At 55.0% G+C, this 20,298-nt stretch carries 23 protein-coding genes; 17 read left to right on the forward strand and 6 right to left on the reverse strand.

Annotated features, from left to right (window positions below; translation table 11 throughout):
• Positions 1-30 precede the first annotated feature (30 nt).
• Genes ftsX through ftsY form a run of 3 tightly spaced genes read right to left on the reverse strand, consistent with a single transcriptional unit; the run spans position 31 to position 3,321 of the window.
• Complete coding sequence (ftsX, locus tag QVF11_RS23830) at positions 31-1,089, reverse strand: permease-like cell division protein FtsX (protein ID WP_112214873.1); 1,059 nt, start codon at positions 1,087-1,089, stop codon at positions 31-33.
• Complete coding sequence (gene ftsE / locus QVF11_RS23835) at positions 1,082-1,750, reverse strand: cell division ATP-binding protein FtsE (protein WP_142513353.1); 669 nt, start codon at positions 1,748-1,750, stop codon at positions 1,082-1,084. The genes ftsX and ftsE overlap by 8 nt, the downstream gene beginning before the upstream one ends.
• 2 nt (positions 1,751-1,752) lie before the next feature.
• Entirely contained in the window at positions 1,753-3,321 is a 1,569-nt protein-coding gene (ftsY, locus tag QVF11_RS23840; RefSeq protein ID WP_287859737.1) for a signal recognition particle-docking protein FtsY, read from the reverse strand.
• Positions 3,322-3,514: 193 nt separating this feature from the next.
• On the opposite strand from ftsY, the gene rsmD reads away from it, so the two are divergent.
• Positions 3,515-4,111, forward strand: coding sequence for a 16S rRNA (guanine(966)-N(2))-methyltransferase (gene rsmD / locus QVF11_RS23845; RefSeq protein WP_287859740.1), 597 nt, complete (start codon positions 3,515-3,517; stop codon positions 4,109-4,111).
• Complete coding sequence (locus QVF11_RS23850) at positions 4,101-4,376, forward strand: DUF1145 family protein (protein WP_287859743.1); 276 nt, start codon at positions 4,101-4,103, stop codon at positions 4,374-4,376. Before rsmD ends, QVF11_RS23850 begins: the two co-directional genes overlap by 11 nt.
• Before the next feature lie 14 nt (positions 4,377-4,390).
• Here QVF11_RS23850 and QVF11_RS23855 read toward each other — a convergent pair whose 3' ends face one another.
• Positions 4,391-4,750 carry a DUF2500 domain-containing protein gene (locus QVF11_RS23855; RefSeq protein ID WP_112214826.1) on the reverse strand — a complete coding sequence of 120 codons (360 nt, stop codon included), beginning with the start codon at positions 4,748-4,750 and terminating at the stop codon, positions 4,391-4,393.
• Positions 4,751-4,892: 142 nt separating this feature from the next.
• On the opposite strand from QVF11_RS23855, the gene QVF11_RS23860 reads away from it, so the two are divergent.
• Complete coding sequence (locus QVF11_RS23860) at positions 4,893-5,519, forward strand: lysoplasmalogenase (protein WP_110274892.1); 627 nt, start codon at positions 4,893-4,895, stop codon at positions 5,517-5,519.
• Positions 5,520-5,597: 78 nt separating this feature from the next.
• Positions 5,598-7,802, forward strand: coding sequence for a Zn(II)/Cd(II)/Pb(II) translocating P-type ATPase ZntA (gene zntA / locus QVF11_RS23865; protein ID WP_287859746.1), 2,205 nt, complete (start codon positions 5,598-5,600; stop codon positions 7,800-7,802).
• 103 nt (positions 7,803-7,905) lie between these two features.
• Here the strand turns inward: zntA and tusA are convergent, their stop codons facing one another.
• A complete protein-coding gene (gene tusA / locus QVF11_RS23870) occupies positions 7,906-8,151 on the reverse strand; it encodes a sulfurtransferase TusA (RefSeq protein ID WP_004106582.1) in 246 nt (81 codons plus the stop codon).
• Between the two features lie 291 nt (positions 8,152-8,442).
• Here tusA and QVF11_RS23875 point away from each other — a divergent pair, with 291 nt between their 5' ends.
• Both QVF11_RS23875 and QVF11_RS23880 read left to right on the forward strand, forming a co-directional pair.
• Complete coding sequence (locus QVF11_RS23875; protein WP_025106844.1) at positions 8,443-9,108, forward strand: 7-cyano-7-deazaguanine/7-aminomethyl-7-deazaguanine transporter; 666 nt, start codon at positions 8,443-8,445, stop codon at positions 9,106-9,108.
• A 73-nt stretch (positions 9,109-9,181) separates the two neighbouring features.
• The gene (locus tag QVF11_RS23880; protein WP_110274889.1) at positions 9,182-9,739 is read left to right on the forward strand and encodes a DcrB family lipoprotein; all 558 of its coding nucleotides are present in this window, start codon (positions 9,182-9,184) and stop codon (positions 9,737-9,739) included.
• Here the strand turns inward: QVF11_RS23880 and QVF11_RS23885 are convergent, their stop codons facing one another.
• Entirely contained in the window at positions 9,740-10,960 is a 1,221-nt protein-coding gene (locus QVF11_RS23885; protein ID WP_287859752.1) for an MFS transporter, read from the reverse strand.
• Positions 10,961-11,240: 280 nt separating this feature from the next.
• On the opposite strand from QVF11_RS23885, the gene QVF11_RS23890 reads away from it, so the two are divergent.
• The 11 genes from QVF11_RS23890 (at position 11,241) to QVF11_RS23940 (ending at position 20,297) form a co-directional block, all read left to right on the forward strand.
• A complete protein-coding gene (locus tag QVF11_RS23890; protein ID WP_142513355.1) occupies positions 11,241-12,290 on the forward strand; it encodes an AI-2E family transporter in 1,050 nt (349 codons plus the stop codon).
• Between the two features lie 409 nt (positions 12,291-12,699).
• On the forward strand, positions 12,700-13,089 hold the full coding sequence (locus QVF11_RS23895; protein ID WP_110274887.1) for an LptM family lipoprotein: 390 nt from the start codon (positions 12,700-12,702) through the stop codon (positions 13,087-13,089).
• A gap of 74 nt (positions 13,090-13,163) precedes the next feature.
• Positions 13,164-14,225 carry a class I SAM-dependent methyltransferase gene (locus QVF11_RS23900; RefSeq protein WP_287859756.1) on the forward strand — a complete coding sequence of 354 codons (1,062 nt, stop codon included), beginning with the start codon at positions 13,164-13,166 and terminating at the stop codon, positions 14,223-14,225.
• A gap of 76 nt (positions 14,226-14,301) precedes the next feature.
• Entirely contained in the window at positions 14,302-15,027 is a 726-nt protein-coding gene (locus tag QVF11_RS23905; RefSeq protein ID WP_287859758.1) for a beta-ketoacyl synthase chain length factor, read from the forward strand.
• Positions 15,024-15,839 carry a lysophospholipid acyltransferase family protein gene (locus tag QVF11_RS23910; protein WP_112214832.1) on the forward strand — a complete coding sequence of 272 codons (816 nt, stop codon included), beginning with the start codon at positions 15,024-15,026 and terminating at the stop codon, positions 15,837-15,839. Before QVF11_RS23905 ends, QVF11_RS23910 begins: the two co-directional genes overlap by 4 nt.
• Entirely contained in the window at positions 15,820-16,077 is a 258-nt protein-coding gene (locus tag QVF11_RS23915) for a phosphopantetheine-binding protein (protein WP_024131035.1), read from the forward strand. Before QVF11_RS23910 ends, QVF11_RS23915 begins: the two co-directional genes overlap by 20 nt.
• Positions 16,078-16,089: 12 nt before the next feature.
• On the forward strand, positions 16,090-16,341 hold the full coding sequence (locus QVF11_RS23920) for an acyl carrier protein (protein ID WP_110274883.1): 252 nt from the start codon (positions 16,090-16,092) through the stop codon (positions 16,339-16,341).
• 6 nt (positions 16,342-16,347) lie between these two features.
• Complete coding sequence (locus tag QVF11_RS23925) at positions 16,348-16,929, forward strand: COG4648 family protein (RefSeq protein WP_287859762.1); 582 nt, start codon at positions 16,348-16,350, stop codon at positions 16,927-16,929.
• A complete protein-coding gene (locus QVF11_RS23930; RefSeq protein ID WP_287859764.1) occupies positions 16,926-18,275 on the forward strand; it encodes an AMP-binding protein in 1,350 nt (449 codons plus the stop codon). Before QVF11_RS23925 ends, QVF11_RS23930 begins: the two co-directional genes overlap by 4 nt.
• On the forward strand, positions 18,262-18,615 hold the full coding sequence (locus QVF11_RS23935; protein ID WP_112214835.1) for an ApeI family dehydratase: 354 nt from the start codon (positions 18,262-18,264) through the stop codon (positions 18,613-18,615). The genes QVF11_RS23930 and QVF11_RS23935 overlap by 14 nt, the downstream gene beginning before the upstream one ends.
• Complete coding sequence (locus QVF11_RS23940) at positions 18,606-20,297, forward strand: glycosyltransferase family 2 protein (RefSeq protein WP_287859768.1); 1,692 nt, start codon at positions 18,606-18,608, stop codon at positions 20,295-20,297. Before QVF11_RS23935 ends, QVF11_RS23940 begins: the two co-directional genes overlap by 10 nt.
• Position 20,298: the final 1 nt, after the last annotated feature.

Consider the following 20,298-nt stretch of genomic DNA (forward strand, 5'->3'; position numbering starts at 1 on the left):
AGTGCAGGGAAAGATTATACCAGATTTTTATTACTCGGGAGTAAAGTGACGTAAATGTTGAACGGTTGCCAGCCAGGCCGCAACCCAACCAATCATCGAACAAACCAGCAGCATCAACAGGCATTCATCGAAGCCTAAACCACTGAGCTCAAACTGAGTACCGAACACTTTCGCCACTTCGGTGACCGCCGACGACAGCCGCATCACCATAATTTCTGACAGAATCAACGACAAAAATGCGCCGGAGAAACCTAACAGCGCGCCGCCGTACAGGAACGGACGCAGAATAAAGCCATCGGTCGCGCCGATAAGTTTCTGCACGTTGATAGTATCGCGACGGGCAAAGATGCTTAAACGCACGCTGTTGCCGATAACCAGGAATACCGCCGCGATCATCAACACGCCAATCATCGCCGAAACGCGCCCAACCAGCCCGGTCAACGACGAGAGGCGCGCAAACCAGCTGTCATCCATTCGTACTTCATCAACGCCCTGCACATGACTCACACGATCGCGCAGCGTGTTCAGCGCCTCAACGCTCTGGAAATCAATCTTCGGCACCACAATCGCGACCGCCGGCAGCGGGTTTTCTTCCAGCATATCCAGCGCGCCGCCAAAACCTGACCAATTGCGGAACTCGCCAAGGGCTTCATCGCGCGACAGGTAGTTTACCTTTTCTACGCCCTGCTCGGCCTGTAGCTGACCAACGACCCGGGCGGCTGCATCGTCATCCAACGTTTTTTCCAGATAGACGGTAATTTGCGGCGTCGGATAATACTGCGTCGCGGCGGTGCTGACGTTTTTGTACACCATGTAGCACACGCTCGGTAGCGTCAGTGAAATGGCGATCACCATTACCGTCAGAAAAGTCGCCAGCGGTGTGCTTTTCAGATCCTGAAGCGCACCGTTCCAGGCGTAGCGCACCTGTTCATTAAACACGTTACTCTTACGGGAAGCCGGATTCGGTGCCGCTTTTGGCCGTTTTGACGAATTGCGTCCGCCGCTACCGCCTGCGCCCGTCGTGTTGCGAAAACGATCGAATCGATTACCGAACCGGCGAATGTGGTTCATTGCCTCGCGTTTATTCACCGATGCGGCCTCCATGCATATGCCCGTCGCTGAGGGACAGGACGCGGTACGGACGGCTGGAGATAAGCCCCAGGGCATGCGTTGCCATCAGAACCGTCACCCCAACGCGGTTAAACTCTTCAAACAAACGTAAAATCCCTTCCGACAGCGCTTCGTCGAGGTTACCTGTCGGTTCATCCGCCAAAAGCACCGCCGGTTTGTTCACCACCGCGCGGGCAATACCCACACGCTGCTGCTCACCACCCGAAAGCTGAATGGGAAGGTTTTTCGCTTTGTCCAGCAGGCCCACTTTATCCAGCGCTGCCGATACGCGACGACGAATATCATCGCCGCTGGCACCCGCAATGATCAGCGGAATCGCCACGTTATCAAATACGGTGCGATCCATCAGCAGGTGGTGATCCTGGAAAATCATACCGATTTGGCGGCGTAAAAACGGCACCTCACGGCTTTTGAGACGGCTAATATCGTGGCCGCCAAATAAGATTTTCCCGGCGCTGGGCCGTTCAATACCGCAGATAAGCTTCAGCAGGGTACTTTTCCCCGCGCCGGAATGGCCTGTCAGAAACGCCATCTCGCCTGACTGCAGGTGGAAATTGACCCCCTGCAGCGCTTGTCTCCCACCGAGATAGGCTTTGCTGACTTGTTCAAAGCGAATCATTTTTAATCCTCTCGGGCAAAAAGTGCCTCAATAAAGTCGCCCGCATTAAACGGACGCAGATCTTCAATACGTTCGCCAACACCGATATAGCGAATTGGAATACTGAACTGGTCAGCAACCGAGAAGATAACCCCGCCTTTGGCGGTACCATCCAGCTTAGTCAAGGTGATACCGGTCAGTCCAACCGCTTCATGGAACAGTTTGGCCTGGCTAATCGCGTTCTGCCCGGTGCTGGCGTCAATCGTCAGCATGACTTCATGCGGCGCATCGACATCCAGTTTTTTCATGACGCGGACAATCTTCTTCAGTTCTTCCATCAGGTGCGATTTATTCTGCAGGCGGCCTGCGGTATCGGCAATCAGGACGTCAACATTACGCGCCTTCGCCGCCTGGATGGCATCGAAAATAACCGATGCTGAGTCCGCACCAGTGTGCTGTGCAATCACTGGAATATTGTTACGCTGACCCCAAACCTGGAGCTGTTCAACGGCTGCCGCACGGAAGGTATCCCCTGCCGCTAGCATCACCGATTTACCCTGCTGCTCGAACTGACGCGCCAGCTTGCCGATGGTGGTGGTTTTACCGACGCCATTGACGCCGACCATCAGAATAACAAATGGTGTTTTGCCTTCAACGTTTAGCGGCTCGTCCACTTTAGCAAGAATATCGCCCATCTCTTCTTTCAGCAGGCCATATAGCGCTTCCGCGTCGCGAAGCTGTTTACGGCTGGCACCTTCGGTAAGATTAGCGATGATCTTACGGGTGGTCTCCACGCCAACATCGGCAATCAGCAGTTGCTCTTCCAGCTCTTCAAACAGATCATCGTCGATTTTCTTGCCGCGGAACAAGCTGATAAATCCGGAACCGAGGTTCTGTTTGGTTTTTACCAGACTACGTTTGAGGCGGGCGAAGAAACCTTCTTTGGTCGGTTTTTCCTGCTCTAACGGCGCGACAACCTCTTCGTCCGGCACCACATCAATGGCATTTTCTGCCGCATCCGCTGCAGCCAGGGCCTGCGCTTCCAGCTCTTCGTCAGAAATTTCCGGCTCCGCGTCGTCTACCGCTTCTTCAACGATAGTCTCTTCAGTTTCTTCAACGACCACAGCTTCCGGTTCGGCAGTCACTTCTTCCGGTATATTTTCAGCCACGGCTTCAGCAACAACCGGTTCGGCGATGACCTCTTCAATCAGTGGCTCGGCAACGGCCTCTTCAGGTACAGGCTGTTCCGCAATCTCTTCAACCACAACTTCAGGCTGATAAGCGACCGGCGGGACGATATTTTCTTCAGCAACCGGAGCTTCAATGACCGCCTGCGGTTGCTCGTTTTCCACAACCTGCTCGGTTACCTCAACGATCTCGGCAGCGAAGGCTTCTGCATCTTCTTTTTCCGCAACAGGCGCTTCAATCGTTTCAGGCGTAACAACCGCTTCCACTGGCGATTCAGTCGCCGGAGATTGCTCTTCAACCTCTTGCTGAGCCTCTACTTTTTGTTCTGTTTCTGTTCCCTGCTCCTGCTCTTTTTGTCCAAAGCCCAGCCAGGAAAAGAAGCCACGTTTCTTGTCTTTCGCCATTTGCGACTACACTCCTCGCTGTTTGTTCATGGCACAGCTTCGGCATATCTGTCGCGGAAGCTGAAAAAATGATGAAATTAGTCGGATAGTCTACCACTTAACTTAACTCGCATCACCGCCCCCGGATTAAGGTTTCGTCAACCGCTATCGATCGTTAGAATAGCAGCCCGGAAGTTGAGACTTGAGCAAAGAGATGAAGAAACCAAACCACGCAGGCAGCGGCCAGATCCGCATTATCAGCGGGCAATGGCGAGGCCGCAAATTACCGGTGCCGGAGAGCCCGGGTCTGCGCCCGACAACCGACCGGGTTCGCGAAACGCTTTTTAACTGGCTATCACCCACCATCGTCGATGCAAAATGCCTCGACTGCTTCGCCGGCAGCGGCGCGCTGGGCCTTGAAGCCCTCTCCCGCTACGCGGCGAACGCCACGCTGCTGGAAATGGAACGCGGCGTCGCCCAGCAGTTGCAAAAAAATCTGGCTACGCTGAAGGCCAGCAACGGCAAAGTGGTCAATACCAACACCCTGGCGTTTCTTGCTCAGACAGGCACGCCGCACGATATCGTGTTTGTCGATCCCCCTTTCCGTAAAGGGCTACTCGAAGAGACGCTGAAATTGCTGGAAAGCAACGGCTGGCTTAACGATGAAGCGCTAATCTACATAGAGAGTGAAGTCGAAAACGGCTTACCGCCGGTGCCTGCAAGCTGGCATCTGTACCGAGAGAAAGTGGCCGGACAGGTCGCCTACCGCCTTTACCAACATGAGGTCCAGGGAGAAAACCATGCTGATTAATTTTGGCCGCTTGCTGATGCTGTGCGTGTGGGCGTTTCTATTACTGAATCTGTTTCAACCGTTCCCAAAGCCGCTGAACATCTTCGTTAACGTGGCGCTGATCTTTATGATCCTGATGCACGGTCTGCAGTTGACGCTGCTGAAGGCGACGCAGACGAAAGAGATGCCGCCGCTGGGGCGCTTCGAGCAGGTTCGGATTTTCGTCTTCGGCGTGTTCGAACTGGTCGCCTGGCAAAAGAAGCTCAAGGCGACCCTGAAGAAGTAGTCATCAAATATAGCTCAGGGGTCCGGCGTAAACGCCATAAACTGCGAGCCCTTGTAGCTCAGCGTGCCTTTATCGCCGACGCTCAGCGCATGATACTGCGGTGCCTGCAGGCGAAAAACCACTTCCAGCCCGCCAGCTTCCGGCCTGAAGCTGGCCTCATAACGCATCTCGCTGCCAGCAGGCGTCACCGTCTGCTGGCGTGAGCGACGATCGTTAAGCACCTTCTCCCGCTTGCTGCTCACCACCACCCGCTTTTGTAACAGCGGCGCGGCATCGTTCTCCATCTTTTCCCGACGCTGCTGCACATAACGATACGACGCGGCAACCACAATGATGGCAACGGCAACCATAAAAAAAAGCGGAACTTTACTCATTCACCTTGCCCCCAGGAATTATCAAGAATAAGAGTACAGCGGCTTGATTAACATTGTCATCTTCCGCTGCAAACCACTACACTGAGATTCAGTACCGTAAGTACAATCACTTACTTAATGATAACAGATACAGGGACTTACTATGCTTTGGTCATTTATTGCTGTCTGTTTCTCCGCATGGCTTTACGTCGATGCATCTTATCGTGGACCCGCCTGGCGTCGTTGGGTGTTTAAGCCCGTCACATTGATCCTGCTTCTGTTACTGGCCTGGCAAGCGCCGATGTTCAACGCCATCAGCTATCTGGTGCTGGCCGGTCTTTGCGCCTCGCTGGTTGGTGATGCGCTCACATTGTTGCCTCGCCAGCGGGTAATGTACGCCGTGGGAGCGTTCTTTCTCTCGCATCTGCTCTACACCATTTGGTTTGCCAGTCAGCTAACGCTGTCGTTCTTCTGGCCACTGCCGCTAATATTGCTGATCCTTGGCGCTCTGCTATTGGCGATTATCTGGACCCGACTGGAAGAGATGCGAATGCCGGTGTTTACCTTTATCGGCATGACGCTGGTGATGGTCTGGCTGGCCGGTGAGCTGTGGTTCGCCCGCCCGACCGATACCGCGCTGTCCGGTTTCGTTGGTGCGGCATTCCTGTTGCTGGGTAACGCCGTCTGGCTTATCAGCCATTATCGCCGTCGTTTCCGTGCCGATAACGCCATCTCCTCCGCGTTTTACTTCGCCGGGCACTTCCTGATCGTCCGCGCACTTTATTTGTAATTAAGCGCTTGACTCTGGAGTCGACTCCAGAGTGTATCATTCGGGTAATGAGAAAATTATCATTACCCGGAGGGTCCTATGTCGGCTCCAGAATCGCAGGATAAAAAAGTCCCACACTTCTCATCATTAAAATTTACCCCAGCCGAACAGCCGTCGGAAAGCTGCTGCTCGGACCACGCCTGCAGCACCGAAACCGCCGCTGAAAACGAAGCGTTGAATCACGCACGCTATAGCTGGCTGGTCGAAGGTATGGATTGCGCAGCCTGCGCTCGCAAGGTCGAAACCGCCGTTCGCCAGGTGCCGGGTGTCAGCCAGGTTCAGGTGCTGTTTGCCACCGAAAAACTGCTGGTTAACGCTGATGGCGATGTCCGCCCGCAGGTCGAAAGCGCCGTTCGCGCCGCAGGATACAAACTGCGTGATGAAAGCGCTCCGCAGCAAGAGGAACAGACTTCGTGGCTGCGCGAAAATCTGCCGCTTATCACTCTGGTGGTGATGATGGCACTAAGCTGGGGACTCGAGCAGTTCAACCATCCCTTTGGCGAAATGGCATTCGTAGCCACCACTCTTGTTGGCCTGTGGCCCGTCGCCCGTCAAGCCCTTCGCCTGATCAAAAGCGGAAGCTGGTTCGCCATTGAAACCCTGATGAGCGTCGCGGCCATCGGCGCGCTGTTTATCGGTGCGACCGCCGAAGCGGCAATGGTGCTGCTGCTGTTCTTGATTGGCGAACGTCTTGAAGGCTGGGCCGCCAGTCGCGCGCGTCAGGGGGTTAGCGCATTGATGGCGCTGAAACCCGACACGGCAATCCGCGTTCGCGATGGCGTCCGTGAAACCGTCGCCCAGCGCGATCTGCGCCCCGGCGACATTATTGAAGTCGCCGCTGGGGGCCGTCTGCCTGCTGATGGTCAGTTGCTGTCTCCTTTCGCCAGCTTTGATGAGAGCGCCTTAACCGGTGAGTCCGTACCGGTAGAACGTAATGTCGGTGAACGGGTGGCGGCGGGCGCAACCAGCGTCGATCGTCTGGTCCAGCTAACGGTTATCTCAGAGCCGGGCGATAGCGCCATCGACCGTATTCTTAAGCTCATTGAAGAAGCGGAGGAGCGCCGCGCGCCGATTGAGCGTTTTATCGATCGCTTTAGCCGTATTTATACTCCAGCGATTATGGTCGTCGCCCTGCTGGTCGCCATTGTGCCACCGCTGCTGTTTGCCGGTGCCTGGCTGCCGTGGATCTATAAAGGCTTAACGCTGCTGCTGATTGGCTGCCCTTGCGCGCTGGTCATCTCCACCCCGGCGGCGATTACCTCCGGGCTGGCGGTAGCGGCGCGTCGCGGCGCGCTGATTAAGGGCGGCGCGGCACTGGAGCAATTAGGCCGCGTACGCCAGGTCGCATTCGATAAAACAGGTACCCTGACTATTGGCCAGCCGCGCGTGACCGCCGTTATCGCCACTGTGGACATCGCCGAAAACGATCTGCTGGCGCTGGCAGCTTCCGTGGAACAAGGTTCCAGCCACCCGTTAGCCCAGGCCGTCGTGCGTGAGGCAGAACAACGCCAGCTCGTCATTCCAGCAGCGCACGCCCAGCGCGCGTTGGCTGGTTCCGGCATTGAGGCTCAAGTCAACGGTCGTCAGGTGCTGATTTGCGCCGCCAGCAAAAATAGCAACCCGCAGTATGAGGAACGTATTCAGCAACTGGAAAGCGCCGGGCAAACGGTGGTGCTGGTGATGCGCGATGAGGTATTGCTGGGGATTCTGGCGCTGCGCGATACGTTGCGCGACGATGCCCGTCAGGCAGTGGATGAACTCCATCAGTTAGGCGTTCAGGGAATCATACTGACCGGTGATAACCCGCGCGCGGCGGCGGCCATAGCCAGTCAATTAGGGCTGGAGTTCCGCGCCGGGCTGCTGCCCGCGGATAAAGTGCAGGCGGTGATGGCGCTTAATGCACAAGCACCGCTGGCGATGGTCGGCGACGGGATCAACGATGCTCCGGCAATGAAAGCAGCGACCATTGGTATCGCTATGGGTAGCGGCACCGACGTCGCCCTGGAGACCGCCGACGCAGCGTTAACCCATAACCGCTTAACCGGGCTGGCGCAGATGATTTCGCTGGCCCGCGCCACCCACGCCAATATTCGGCAGAACATCGCCATCGCACTGGGTCTGAAGGGGATCTTCCTCGTCACCACCCTGCTCGGCCTGACCGGCCTGTGGCTGGCGGTGTTGGCGGATACCGGAGCGACGGTGCTGGTCACCGCCAACGCATTGCGGTTGTTGCGTAAGAAGTAGTATCCACCCCGGGGGCGGCGCAGAGCGCCTTGCCCGGGCTACTGGCTGGTTTTTGTAGCCCGGACAGCTGCGCAGCACCGCCTCCGGGGAAACCTGAAGCAGATCAGTGGCTTTTACGAATCAGATAACGGTACGGCAGCGCCTCGGTTTCCTGCGCCAGCAGCTCGTGTTCCATAAAGCGGCAAAAACCGGGGATATCGCGGGTGGTTGCCGGATCGTCGGCGACAATCAGCAGCGTCTCGCCCACCGGCATCGTACGCACGGTCTTACGCACCATCATCACCGGTTCCGGGCAACGAAGCCCCTGCGCATCAAGAGTATGGTCAGGGCTGGAGAAAAGTTCGCTCATTTTCATCTCATATCAACAAAACGCCCCTAGTTTACCCCCAGTTCATCAGTACGCAAGCCAGGTTAACGTTTGCGCGAAAAACAACCATTGCATTACGCACCCAACGCAGTATCATGCAGCCGTTTTTATTGGGTTCCCTCACCCCAACTCTCTGGCCCTAAATAATTCGAGTTGCAGAAAGGCGACGACGCAGTGAATTCCCTGGAGCTTACCTAAGTAAGTGACTGGGATGAGCGAGGAAAGTTAACGCATCTGCAGCTTGAAGTATGACGGGCATAAAAAGGTCACAATATGAGTCCGTTTACTACCGTACAGCGTAAAAAAGCGCTGATCTGGCTATCGCTTTTCCATCTGCTGGTCATCACTTCCAGTAACTATCTGGTGCAGCTACCGATCTCCATCTTTGGTTTTCATACCACCTGGGGCGCGTTCAGCTTTCCGTTTATTTTCCTTGCCACCGATCTTACGGTGCGGATTTTCGGCGCTCCGCTGGCGCGACGCATTATCCTCGCGGTCATGATCCCGGCGCTGGTGATCTCCTATGGCGTTTCTGCGCTGTTCTATATGGGTGAATGGCAAGGTTTTGCCGCCTTAACCAGCTTTAACCTGTTTGTCGCTCGCATCGCCGCCGCCAGCTTTATGGCCTACGCGCTGGGGCAAATCCTCGACGTCCACGTCTTTAACCGCCTGCGTCAAAACCGTCGCTGGTGGCTGGCGCCAACGGCATCGACCCTCTTTGGTAACGTCAGCGATACCCTGGCCTTCTTCTTTATCGCCTTCTGGCGCAGCCCGGACCCGTTTATGGCGGCGCACTGGGGAGAAATCGCCATCGTCGATTATTGCTTCAAAGTACTGATTAGCATCGTTTTCTTCCTGCCAATGTACGGCATGTTATTGAATATGCTGCTGAAAAAGCTGGCAGATAAATCCGATTTATCGGCATTGCAGCCAGGTTAAGAGTACTCACAGAGTGATGTGATAAGATACGGGGATGAGCCGTTAATGGCCGTTTATCGAAAGGAAGATGTCAATGCGCAATTTGGTTAAATATGTCGGTATTGGCCTGCTGGTTATGGGGCTTGCGGCCTGTGATAACAGCGACACAAAAACGCCGACTGCCGGGGCTGCTGCGGAAAGTAACGCCAGCGGGCAACCTATTAGTCTGCTGGATGGCAAACTGAGCTTCTCTCTACCGGCTGGTATGACCGACCAGAGCGGCAAGCTGGGCACTCAGGCCAACAATATGCACGTCTACTCTGATGCCACCGGCCAGAAAGCGGTGATTGTGATTGTTGGCGACAGCACCAATGAAGACCTGGCCGTGATGGCGCAGCGTCTGGAAGAGCAGCAGCGCAGTCGCGATCCGCAGCTGCAGGTCGTGACCAATAAATCCGTTGAGATTAAAGGCCACACTCTGCAGCAGCTGGACAGCATTATCTCTGCTAAGGGTCAGACCGCATGGTCTTCCGTACTCCTCGGCAAGGTTGACGACAAACTGCTGACCCTGCAGGTTACGCTACCGGCGGATAACCAGCAGCAGGCGCAGACCGAAGCGGAAAACATCATCAACACCCTCGTCATTCAGTAATTACTGGCCTGACGCTGCGGCCTCCGGTTCACCGACCGGAGGCCGTTTTTTTAACCGCCACCCCAACAGCAACGCTACCGCCACCAGCCCCGCCGCCGCCAGATAAATCGAAGAAATCCCCGCCCATGCCATCAATAATCCGGCAAGCGGACCGGTGATCCCCAATGAGAGATCCATAAACACCGTATAGGTTGCCAGCGCCGATCCCTGATTCTGCTGCGGCACGGCCTTCACCGCCACCACACCAAGCGCCGGGAATACCAATGAGAAACCTGCCCCGGCCAGGAAGGTCCCGATTTTCGCCATCAGCGTCGTCTCCGCCAGTCCCACCAGCAGCAGCCCAATAATCTCAACCACAAAGCAGATCATCGCCACATTCAGCCCGCCAAGGCGGTTGATTCCGTTGGGGAACAACAGACGAGTGCCGACAAACGCGCAGCTAAACAGCGTTAACGCGAAAGCCGCGCCATCCCAGCCTTTGGCGTCATAAAACAGGGTGATAAAGGTGGCGATAACGCCAAAACCGGCCGAAGCCAGGGCCAGCGCCATCCCGTAGAGCCAGACCCGCCCCAGCACCGCGCGAAACGACATCGCTTTGCCCTTGCCCGCTTTCACCGCTGCGCGCGGCAGTGCGCACAGTACCGCCACCAGCGCCACCGCCATAATAGTGAACGCCAAACCGTGCAGGCCGATAAGGGAATAGCAAAGCACGCCAAGCGGTGCGCCCATCGCCATTGCGCCGTAGGTCACGATACCGTTCCACGAAATCACTCTACCGATATGCAGCGAGCCGACAACACCGACGCCCCATAGCGTCGAACCTGTGCCTGCAAAGCTTTGTCCGATTCCCAGAATAATGCGCCCAAGGCACAGCAGCGACAGGCTAACAATGGGCCAGCCGTCGCTGAACGCCGCCAACAGGTAGCACAACCCGCTCAGAAAGCAGCCGCACAGACCAAAAACGACGATTTTTTTCGGCCCCAACAGGTCGGCATAGCGCCCGGCATGAGGACGGCTAAGCAGCGTAGCGAAGTATTGAAGGCTAATCACCAGCCCGGCCCAGAAGGCGCTAAAGCCCATTACATCATGAACATAACCCGGCAAAACCGCCAGCGGCAGCCCAATCGTCATGTAGCTGGCAAAATTAAAGATAACCACCGAGACAATCCGCAGATTGAGACGCAGTCCATTGAGTGCCGGTTCGGCAGCGGCTTCAGGCATGGGTTCCACCAGTTTTTTACAACAGTGTTTCATTTTTACCATGCTGCACGCTTTAAATCAGCAGCCAGATTAGGAATATCGGAAACAAGCCAGCCGCTACACTTAGAGCCTATCCCAGTAGGCGTTATTGGCGCAGACAGTTTGAACACGGACAGCGCGCAAGAACCGGAGCGTACACGTAGTACGTGAGGATTCTGAGCACTGCCCAAGTTCAAAATGACAAGTAAAATAGCCCTAATGGGGTGGGCTCTTAATGAAAATCATAAGAAAGGAACCGTTAATGACAACCCCTCAGCCCGATAAAACGGGCATGCATATCCTGCTCAAGCTGGCATCGCTGGTGGTTATCCTCGCCGGGATTCATGCCGCAGCGGATATCATCGTACAGCTATTACTGGCGCTGTTCTTCGCTATTGTCCTTAATCCTCTGGTGAGCTGGTTTATCCGCCGCGGCGTCCGTCGCCCGGTGGCGATTACGATTGTGGTGTTAGTGATGCTGATTGTTCTCACCGCGTTAATTGGCGTGCTGGCCGCATCAGTTAACGAATTCGTCGCGATGCTGCCGAAGTACAATAAAGAGCTGACGGCGAAAGTCCTGCGGCTGCAGGAGGCGCTGCCATTTTTACATATTCATATGTCCCCGGAACGTATGCTGCAGCGCATGGATTCTGACAAGCTGATGACGTTCACTACCGCCCTGATGACCGGGCTTTCAGGCGCTATGGCCAGCGTCATTTTGCTGGTCATGACCGTGGTCTTTATGCTTTTTGAAGTCCGCCATGTGCCTTATAAACTCCGCTTCGCCCTCAATAACCCGCAGATCCATATAGCCGGGCTGCACCGGGCGTTAAAAGGCGTTTCGCACTATCTGGCGCTGAAAACGCTCCTCAGCCTTTGGACCGGAGTCATTGTCTGGTTAGGCTTATTGCTGATGGGGGTTCAGTTCGCGCTGATGTGGGGAGTGCTGGCTTTTCTGCTTAACTATGTACCCAATATTGGCTCGGTGATTTCCGCCGTTCCGCCAATGATTCAGGCGCTGCTGTTTAACGGTTTTTATGAATGCCTGCTGGTTGGCGCACTCTTTTTAGTTGTTCATATGATCATCGGCAATATTCTGGAACCGCGCATGATGGGGCACCGTCTTGGGATGTCTACGCTGGTGGTTTTCCTCTCATTACTAATTTGGGGATGGCTGCTTGGCCCGGTGGGTATGCTACTTTCGGTGCCGTTAACCAGCGTATGCAAAATATGGATGGAAACCACTAAAGGCGGCAGCAAATTAGCCCTCTTGCTCGGGCCAGGACGACCCAAAAGCAGGCTGCCAGGCTAGCCACTTTTACAGCAACAACGGGTTATCGTATTTTGTATTGAAATACGATAACCCCAACAGCGTCCATTAAGAACCCCGTATTAAAACACCAGATACTCTTGACAATTCGCCTGCTACTCATCAAAAAAACCACCAGAAAAAGTAGTAAATCATCCCCTATTGATTATATTCATTGATAGAAGGCGTTAATTTATTTATAATTTCGCCCCTGCATTTATATTTGCAACTGGTTTTAATTCGATACTAAAAATCTAATAACATTAGAGTATTTAGCTGATACACACTTTAAAAACAGACAAATGTATTAATCAAATAGAATAATACAGATGACTTTATTGCATCTATGCATCGATATATTCAAACGGTGTATAAAACATTTCTTCGAACAATAGATTGATAGGGAGTATTCATGAAAAAGGTTATTCGCTGGGCTGCCGCGATTGCGGTTATCGGTGCTCTGGCTGGCTGCGCACGCACGGCGCCTATTGAGCAAATCCAAACCACGGTAAGCGCAGGTCATACCGAAGCCCAGGTCAAAAAAGCAATTATCAAAGCTGGCGCGCAACGCGAATGGATTATGTCAGACGCAGGTCCTGGGGTCATCAAAGCCCGTCAGCAATCACGTGACCATGTTGCCGAAATAAAAATCACCTACTCTGCCACCAGCTATTCCATTAACTACGATAGCAGCCTCAACCTGATGGCTTCCGGTGGAAAAATTCACAGAAACTATAACCGCTGGGTGCACAACCTCGATAAAGACATTCAGATTAACCTGGCCGCGGATTCATCTCTGTAATCCTGTCCCTGAAGTACACTCGGGCCAGTCATGGCCCGCTCTCTCTACTAATACTGTAAAAGGTTGTGCCGAACGTGTACAAAAAGGACTCTCTCAGCGCACTGGATGCCATTACCGAAGCGCAACGTATTGCTTTTGCCCCCATGCTCTTTCAAACCGCATTATGCCTACGCAATTCAGGCATCCTGGATTATCTCGATAAGCAAGGAAAACTCGGCGCAACGCTTGAAGCTATTTGCACGGATTGCGACGTAAATGAATATGCCGTCAGCGTATTGCTGGATATGGGATTAAGCGGACGCATCCTTACCCATAAAGAGGGGCAATATTATCTCGCTAAAGTAGGGCATTTCTTACTTCATGATGCAATGACCCGAGTAAATATGGATTTCACTCAGGACGTTTGCTATCAGGGATTGTTCTTTTTAGAAAATGCGTTGCAGGAAGGAAGGCCTTCCGGGCTAAAAGTTTTTGGCGACTGGCCAACCATTTATCCAGCATTATCGCAGCTCCCACAGGCGGCGCGTAAAAGCTGGTTCGCATTCGATCATTACTATTCTGACGGCGCTTTCAACGCCGCGCTGCCGTATGTATTCGCCAGTCAGCCTGCAACCCTGTACGATGTAGGCGGAAATACCGGAAAATGGGCGCTGCGCTGCTGCCAGTATGATGAAAATATCGCGGTAACGTTATTAGACTTGCCACAACAAATTGCGCTGGCTCGCGAAAATATAGAAAATGCGGGTCTGTCTCATCGCATTAATTTTCATGCCGTGGATATGCTGAGCGACGAGCGCCTGCCGGGAGAGGCTGATATCTGGTGGATGAGCCAATTTCTTGACTGCTTTTCGCCAGAACAAATTGTCACCATGCTCAGTAATGTGGCGCGCGTGATGAAGCCAGGTGCAAGATTATGCATTCTGGAACTGTTCTGGGACGCGCAGAAATTTGAAGCGGCCTCATTTAGCCTGAATGCGTCTTCGCTCTATTTTACCTGTATGGCCAACGGAAATAGCCGTTTCTACAGCATAGAGAAGTTTTACCGCTATCTTGAAATGGCAGGATTCAAGATAGAACAACGCCACGATAATTTAGGCGTCGGGCATACCTTATTGATATGCCAGAAAATAAAATAATAAAGCAGCGCTAAGCGCTGTTTTGGCGTTCAAATTAACGCCAGTAGAATCATTGATCGATCGCGGACGCGAGTGGATGACATTTTCATTAAACATAGTTGATTGGCAAGCCATGGCTCCTGGGGTCAATGGTAGCGAACAGTGGCTTCAGTGGTCACGGCATTTGCACGCCATTGATCCAGCGGCCTCCCCAGCCAAGCTTAGCGAGCTGCCGATGATGACCGCCCGCCGACTCAGTTCCGGTAGCAAGCTGGCCGTAGAATGCGGACTGGCGATGCTGCGCCGTCATCATATCGACGCGGTGCTGTACACCAGCCGCCACGGCGAGCTGGAGCGCAATTACCGAATCCTCCACGCGCTGGCAACAGAGCAGGCGCTCTCGCCAACCGATTTCGCCTTATCGGTGCATAACTCCGCGGTGGGTAACCTGACGATTGCCGCAAAAAAACCGATAGTCTCGTCGTCGCTTTCTGCCGGACGGGATACCTTCCAGCAGGGCTTATATGAAGTGATGGGCCTTTTACAGGCGGGCTATCAGCGCGTACTAATGGTCGATTTCGATGGCTTTCTGCCCGAGTTTTATCACCCACAGCTGCCATCTGATATGCCAACCTGGCCCTATGCGACGGCATGGGTGATTGAAGCAGGCAGCGAATGGCAGTGTCAGACTCAGCGCCAAAGCGTGCCCAGCGAAGAGACCGCCCTGCCGCAAAGCCTGCTGTTTTTACGCCACTATTTACAACACACCGACGCCTTTACGCTCCCCGGCGAGCGCGTTCAGTGGCTATGGAGCCGCGCATGAACGGCGTCTTGTCACAGCTAAACCGTCTCTGGCGAGCGGCGATGGCCGGCCTTTGTTTCGCGCTGTTCGGGATTGGCGGGCTGCTGCTCTCTCTTGTCTGGTTCAACCTGCTGCTGGTGACGGTCCGCAACAAGGCCCGCCGCCGCCGCCTCGCGCGGCGCAGCGTTTCGGCAAGTTTCCGACTCTTTTTAACCGTAGTAAAATCCGTCGGCGTACTCGATTACCACATTGAAGGGGGCGATATTTTACGCCAGGAGCACGGTTGCCTGGTCGTCGCCAACCACCCCAGCCTGATCGATTACGTCATGCTGGCGTCCGTCATGCCCGAAACCGACTGCCTGGTGAAAAGCGCGCTGCTGAAAAATCCCTTCCTCAGCGGCGTAATTCGTGCCGCGGATTATCTGGTTAACGATCAAGCCGATGCCCTGCTGCCCGCCAGTCGTGAGCGTTTACAGCAAGGCGATACTATTTTGATTTTTCCCGAGGGAACGCGCACGCTTCCCGGCGAAAAAATGACGCTACAACGCGGCGCGGCTAATATCGCCGTGCGCTGTAGCAGCGATTTACGCGTAGTGGTTATCCGCTGCAGCGAGCACATGCTGGGCAAACAGAGCAAGTGGTATGACGCACCGCAAACCAAACCGATCTTTACCATTACGGTTGGCGAGCGGGTGCAAATCGACCAATTTTACAACGCAAATGTACAAGAACCGGCACTGGCGGCAAGGCAGTTGAACCGGCATCTTTTGCTTCAATTACAATCAGGTACTACGCCTGGCACAGGAATTAATGATGCAAGCGCTCTATCTTGAAATTAAAAATTTGATTATCAACACATTGAACCTGGACGAACTGTCCGCTGACGATATCGACACAGAAGCAGCGCTGTTTGGCGATGGTCTGGGTCTGGACTCAATCGATGCTCTGGAGCTCGGTCTGGCAGTGAAAAACCAGTATGGCGTGGTGCTGTCGGCTGAGAGCGAAGAGATGCGCCAACACTTCTTTTCCGTCGCCACGCTGGCATCTTTCATTCACGCGCAACGTGCCTGAGGAGAGTCCGTTATGACCGATCAAAAAGCCATTTACGAAGAAGTCTCCACGCTGTTGGTTAAGCTGTTTGAAATCGACCCGCAGGATATTAAGCCCGAGGCGCGCCTGTACGACGATCTGGAGCTGGACAGCATTGATGCTGTCGACATGATCGTCCATCTGCAAAAGAAAACCGGTAAGAAAATCAAGCCGGAAGAGTTCAAAGCCGTGCGTACCGTGCAGGATGTTGTCGACGCGGTAGAACGCCTGCTCAAAGAAGCCTGATTCGTCATGTCAGGCGTTCGCTCGCTACCGGTGGTCCCACTGCTGACGGGCTTACTGCTTCTGGCCTGGCCATTTTTGATTTGGTTTGGGCTGGCACATAACAGCCTGCACTGGCTGCTGCCTCTGATGGCGCTGCTGCTTTTTTTACGCTTTCGCCAGACCCGGCGACAGGCGGGACCGCTGCGTATCGTCACCCAGGTGGTAGCGATAGCGGGCATGACGCTGTGCATTGCTAGCTATCTGCTTAAAACGCACCAGTTGCTGCTGTTCTACCCGGTGGTGGTCAACGCCGTCATGCTGGCGGTGTTTGGCGGTTCGCTATGGTCATCCATGCCCATCGTCGAACGTCTGGCACGACTGCGCGAGCCAGCGCTCTCGGATAATGGCGTGTGCTATACCCGCCGCGTGACGCAAATCTGGTGCGCCTTTTTCATCATCAACGGCGGCATTGCGCTGTTTACCGCGCTACGCGGTGATATGTCCCTGTGGACGGCCTGGAACGGGATGCTCTCCTATCTGTTGATGGGAACGCTGATGGCGGGCGAGTGGTTAGTCCGCCGCCGGATGATTAAACGAGATATCCAATGAAGCAGCCCCTCCCACTCTCAGAGTGGCTCAGCACCCAACGTCCAGCCGAGATGCCCATTGCATGGCAAGAAGGCTGTACCTGGACACTCGGCCATCTACGCCATGATGTTGACCAGTTGATAGCGCACCTGCATCAGCAGAAAGCTGAACGCTGGGCGCTATGCTTTGAGAACAGCTATCTGTTTATCGTAGCGCTGCTGGCGACGCTGCATGCGGGCAAAACGCCGGTGATCCCCGGTCACTGCCGCGTGTCGTTATTAAACGAACAGCGCGCACTGTTTGACGGCGTATTGAGCGATAAGTCACTGGACTGGCAGGGAGCGCAGCTAATTGTCAGCTCTGCCATGGCAACCGCAACGCACGAAATCTCTTTACCAGCGATCCGCCAGGACGTCTTCGTTGAACTCTTTACTTCAGGCTCAACCGGCCAGCCGAAGAGGGTCATCAAGCCCATCAGCCGCCTTGACCGCGAAGCAGCACTGCTCGCCTCACGTTTTGCCGACCGTCTTGCAGGCTGTCGGGTCGTGGCCTCGGTGGTCCCTCAGCATTTGTACGGTCTGACGTTTCGTATCTTCCTGCCGATGACGCTGGGCCTGCCCCTGCATGCCGCCATGACCTGGTATGCCGAACAGCTGGCCGCCCTGAGCCATGAACATCGCTATGCGTTTATCAGCAGCCCGGCGTTTCTCAAACGCCTCGACAACCAGCTGACGCCTCCACCGGTCGAACTGATTTTGTCCGCAGGCGGCATGCTGCCCTGGCAAGATGCCGCACAGGCCGCCGGTTGGCTGCAAGTCTGGCCGGACGAAATTTATGGCAGTACCGAAACTGGCGTTATCGCCTGGCGCCATCGCCAGCAAGACGACGCGGCATGGTTGCCCTTTCCCGGCGTCAGGTTTCATGCTGAAAATGACGTATTTCGCGTGTTTTCTCCGCTGATTGCTGATGATAACGGCCTGTTACTCGACGATGCTCTGCATTTTGAAGAAAACGGCCAGTTTCGCCTGACTGGACGTCAGGGCCGGATAGTTAAAATTGAAGAGAAACGTATTTCACTTGGCGAAGTGGAGCAGCGCCTGCTGGCGCTGGACGGCATCCTTGAAGCGGCGGTATTGCCAGTGACTCGCGGCAGCCGTCAGGGCGTTGGCGCATTGCTGGTGCTGGACGACAACGCCCGCGAGCGCTGGAGTAAAAGCCAGGAATTAGCATGGCGTAAAGCGCTGCGCGCGTTGCTTGAGCCGGTTGCTATTCCTCGTTACTGGCGGGTGGTTGACGAAATCCCGGTTAACAGTATGAACAAGCGTGTCTATGCGCAATTACAGGAGTTATTTCATGAAACCCCATGAAATTGAGCGCCATCAGGCACAACCCCAACAGGTCGAGATCGTTTTGCATCTCGACCCTTCTCTGTTCTGGTTTCGTGGACATTTTGCCGTGCAGCCGCTGCTGCCCGGCGTCGCGCAGATGGACTGGGTAATGCATTACGCCACCACGCTGCTCGCCCCCGGCTGGCGTTTTCACAGCATTCAGAACGTGAAATTTCAGGCCCCGCTGCTGCCGGAAACCACCGTCACGCTAGCCCTGAACTGGCAAGAAGAACGCCAGATGCTGAGCTTCAGCTATCAACGCCATGATGGCGATGCGCGCCACACCACCAGCAGCGGGAAAATCCGGTTATGCCGATAGCCTTCCAGCCCTGCGTACTGATCCCCTGCTACAACCACGGCGCAATGATGGCAAGCGTGCTGGCACGGCTTCAGCCGTTTGGTCTGCCCTGCATTGTGGTGGACGACGGCAGCGACGATGCCACGCGGGATGAACTAGCCCGCCTGGCGGCAGAAGATAAAAATCTGACCTTAATTCGCCTGCCGATTAACTCGGGCAAAGGTGCAGCGACGATCTGCGGCATGCAGGCGGCGGCAGAGGCCGGATTCAGCCATGCGGTGCAGGTTGATGCCGACGGCCAGCATGCCATTGAAGATATTCCTGAACTTCTTGTGCTGGCAGAGCTTCACCCAACAGCACTGATTTCCGGGCAGCCTATTTATGACGATTCCATACCCCGCTCGCGCCTGTACGGACGCTGGGTGACCCACGTCTGGGTGTGGATTGAAACCCTCTCGTTCCAGCTCAAAGACAGCATGTGCGGCTTTCGGGTTTATCCGGTAGCACCGACGCTACAGCTGGCGCAGTGCGTGACGCTCGGCAAGCGAATGGATTTTGATACCGAAGTGATGGTGCGCCTCTACTGGCAGGGCAACACCAGCTATTTTGTCCCCACCCGCGTCACCTATCCGCTGGACGGTCTGTCCCATTTTGACGCCCTGAAAGACAATTTGCGTATTTCACGGATGCACACACGCCTGTTTTTTGGCATGTTGCCGCGCATCCCGTCGCTGCTTTTTCGCCGCGCATCGCCACACTGGGCGCGCCAGCAGGAAGTGAAGGGTTTATGGGGGATGCGCCTGATGCTACTCGTGTGGCGATTACTCGGGCGCAAAGCATTCTCCCTGCTGCTCTACCCGGTGGTCGGCGTTTACTGGATGACGGCAACAACCGCCCGCAAAGCCTCCCAACGCTGGATTGCCCGCGTGCGTGAACAGCTAACCGCTCGCCAGATGCCGCTGCCGCCATCGCTCACCAGCTATCAGCACTTCCTGCGTTTTGGCGATGCGATGCTCGATAAAATTGCCAGCTGGCGTGGCGAACTGCGGTTAGGCCGCGATGTGATCTTTGCCCCTGGCGCAGAAGAGACGCTCAACGTTAGCTCACCACGCGGCAAGCTGCTGCTGGCCTCGCATCTGGGCGATGTGGAAGCCTGTCGCGCACTGGCGCAATTACAGGGTAGCAAAACCATCAACGCGCTGGTGTTTAGCGACAATGCCCAGCGCTTTAAGCAAATTATGCAAGAGATGGCCCCGCAGGCCGGGCTGAATCTGCTGCCGGTAACCGATATTGGCCCGGATACCGCGATCCTGCTTAAAGAGAAGCTGGATCGCGGCGAGTGGATTGCCATCGTCGGCGATCGTATTGCAGTCAATCCGCAACGCGGCGGCGAATGGCGCGTCTGCTGGAGCCACTTTATGGGGCAAGCGGCCCCCTTCCCGCAGGGACCCTTTATTCTCGCCTCTATTTTACGCTGCCCGGTGGATCTGATTTTCGCCCTGCGCCAACAGGGGAAACTGCGTATTCACTGCGAGCCTTTCGCCGACCCGCTACTGTTGCCGCGCGCCGACCGGCAAAACGCGTTACAGCAAACCATCGATCGCTACGCCGAGCGCCTGGAGCACTACGCACTACAGTCGCCGCTCGACTGGTTTAACTTTTTCGATTTCTGGCAGCTGCCGGATACCAAAGACAAGGAGTAAG

This window comes from Klebsiella sp., from assembly GCF_027492335.1.
GTDB classification, from domain to species: Bacteria; Pseudomonadota; Gammaproteobacteria; order Enterobacterales; family Enterobacteriaceae; genus Klebsiella; species Klebsiella huaxiensis.

Bases quoted from the DNA above. Each gene is read 5' to 3' on its own strand.
- ftsE (WP_142513353.1), bottom strand. From the start codon at position 1,750: ATGATTCGCTTTGAACAAGTCAGCAAAGCCTATCTCGGTGGGAGACAA.
- ftsY (WP_287859737.1), bottom strand. From the start codon at position 3,321: ATGGCGAAAGACAAGAAACGTGGCTTCTTTTCCTGGCTGGGCTTTGGA.
- rsmD (WP_287859740.1), top strand. From the start codon at position 3,515: ATGAAGAAACCAAACCACGCAGGCAGCGGCCAGATCCGCATTATCAGC.
- QVF11_RS23850 (WP_287859743.1), top strand. From the start codon at position 4,101: ATGCTGATTAATTTTGGCCGCTTGCTGATGCTGTGCGTGTGGGCGTTT.
- QVF11_RS23855 (WP_112214826.1), bottom strand. From the start codon at position 4,750: ATGAGTAAAGTTCCGCTTTTTTTTATGGTTGCCGTTGCCATCATTGTG.
- QVF11_RS23860 (WP_110274892.1), top strand. From the start codon at position 4,893: ATGCTTTGGTCATTTATTGCTGTCTGTTTCTCCGCATGGCTTTACGTC.
- zntA (WP_287859746.1), top strand. From the start codon at position 5,598: ATGTCGGCTCCAGAATCGCAGGATAAAAAAGTCCCACACTTCTCATCA.
- tusA (WP_004106582.1), bottom strand. From the start codon at position 8,151: ATGAGCGAACTTTTCTCCAGCCCTGACCATACTCTTGATGCGCAGGGG.
- QVF11_RS23875 (WP_025106844.1), top strand. From the start codon at position 8,443: ATGAGTCCGTTTACTACCGTACAGCGTAAAAAAGCGCTGATCTGGCTA.
- QVF11_RS23880 (WP_110274889.1), top strand. From the start codon at position 9,182: ATGCGCAATTTGGTTAAATATGTCGGTATTGGCCTGCTGGTTATGGGG.
- QVF11_RS23885 (WP_287859752.1), bottom strand. From the start codon at position 10,960: ATGCCTGAAGCCGCTGCCGAACCGGCACTCAATGGACTGCGTCTCAAT.
- QVF11_RS23890 (WP_142513355.1), top strand. From the start codon at position 11,241: ATGACAACCCCTCAGCCCGATAAAACGGGCATGCATATCCTGCTCAAG.
- QVF11_RS23895 (WP_110274887.1), top strand. From the start codon at position 12,700: ATGAAAAAGGTTATTCGCTGGGCTGCCGCGATTGCGGTTATCGGTGCT.
- QVF11_RS23905 (WP_287859758.1), top strand. From the start codon at position 14,302: ATGACATTTTCATTAAACATAGTTGATTGGCAAGCCATGGCTCCTGGG.
- QVF11_RS23910 (WP_112214832.1), top strand. From the start codon at position 15,024: ATGAACGGCGTCTTGTCACAGCTAAACCGTCTCTGGCGAGCGGCGATG.
- QVF11_RS23915 (WP_024131035.1), top strand. From the start codon at position 15,820: ATGCAAGCGCTCTATCTTGAAATTAAAAATTTGATTATCAACACATTG.
- QVF11_RS23920 (WP_110274883.1), top strand. From the start codon at position 16,090: ATGACCGATCAAAAAGCCATTTACGAAGAAGTCTCCACGCTGTTGGTT.
- QVF11_RS23925 (WP_287859762.1), top strand. From the start codon at position 16,348: ATGTCAGGCGTTCGCTCGCTACCGGTGGTCCCACTGCTGACGGGCTTA.
- QVF11_RS23930 (WP_287859764.1), top strand. From the start codon at position 16,926: ATGAAGCAGCCCCTCCCACTCTCAGAGTGGCTCAGCACCCAACGTCCA.
- QVF11_RS23935 (WP_112214835.1), top strand. From the start codon at position 18,262: ATGAAACCCCATGAAATTGAGCGCCATCAGGCACAACCCCAACAGGTC.
- QVF11_RS23940 (WP_287859768.1), top strand. From the start codon at position 18,606: ATGCCGATAGCCTTCCAGCCCTGCGTACTGATCCCCTGCTACAACCAC.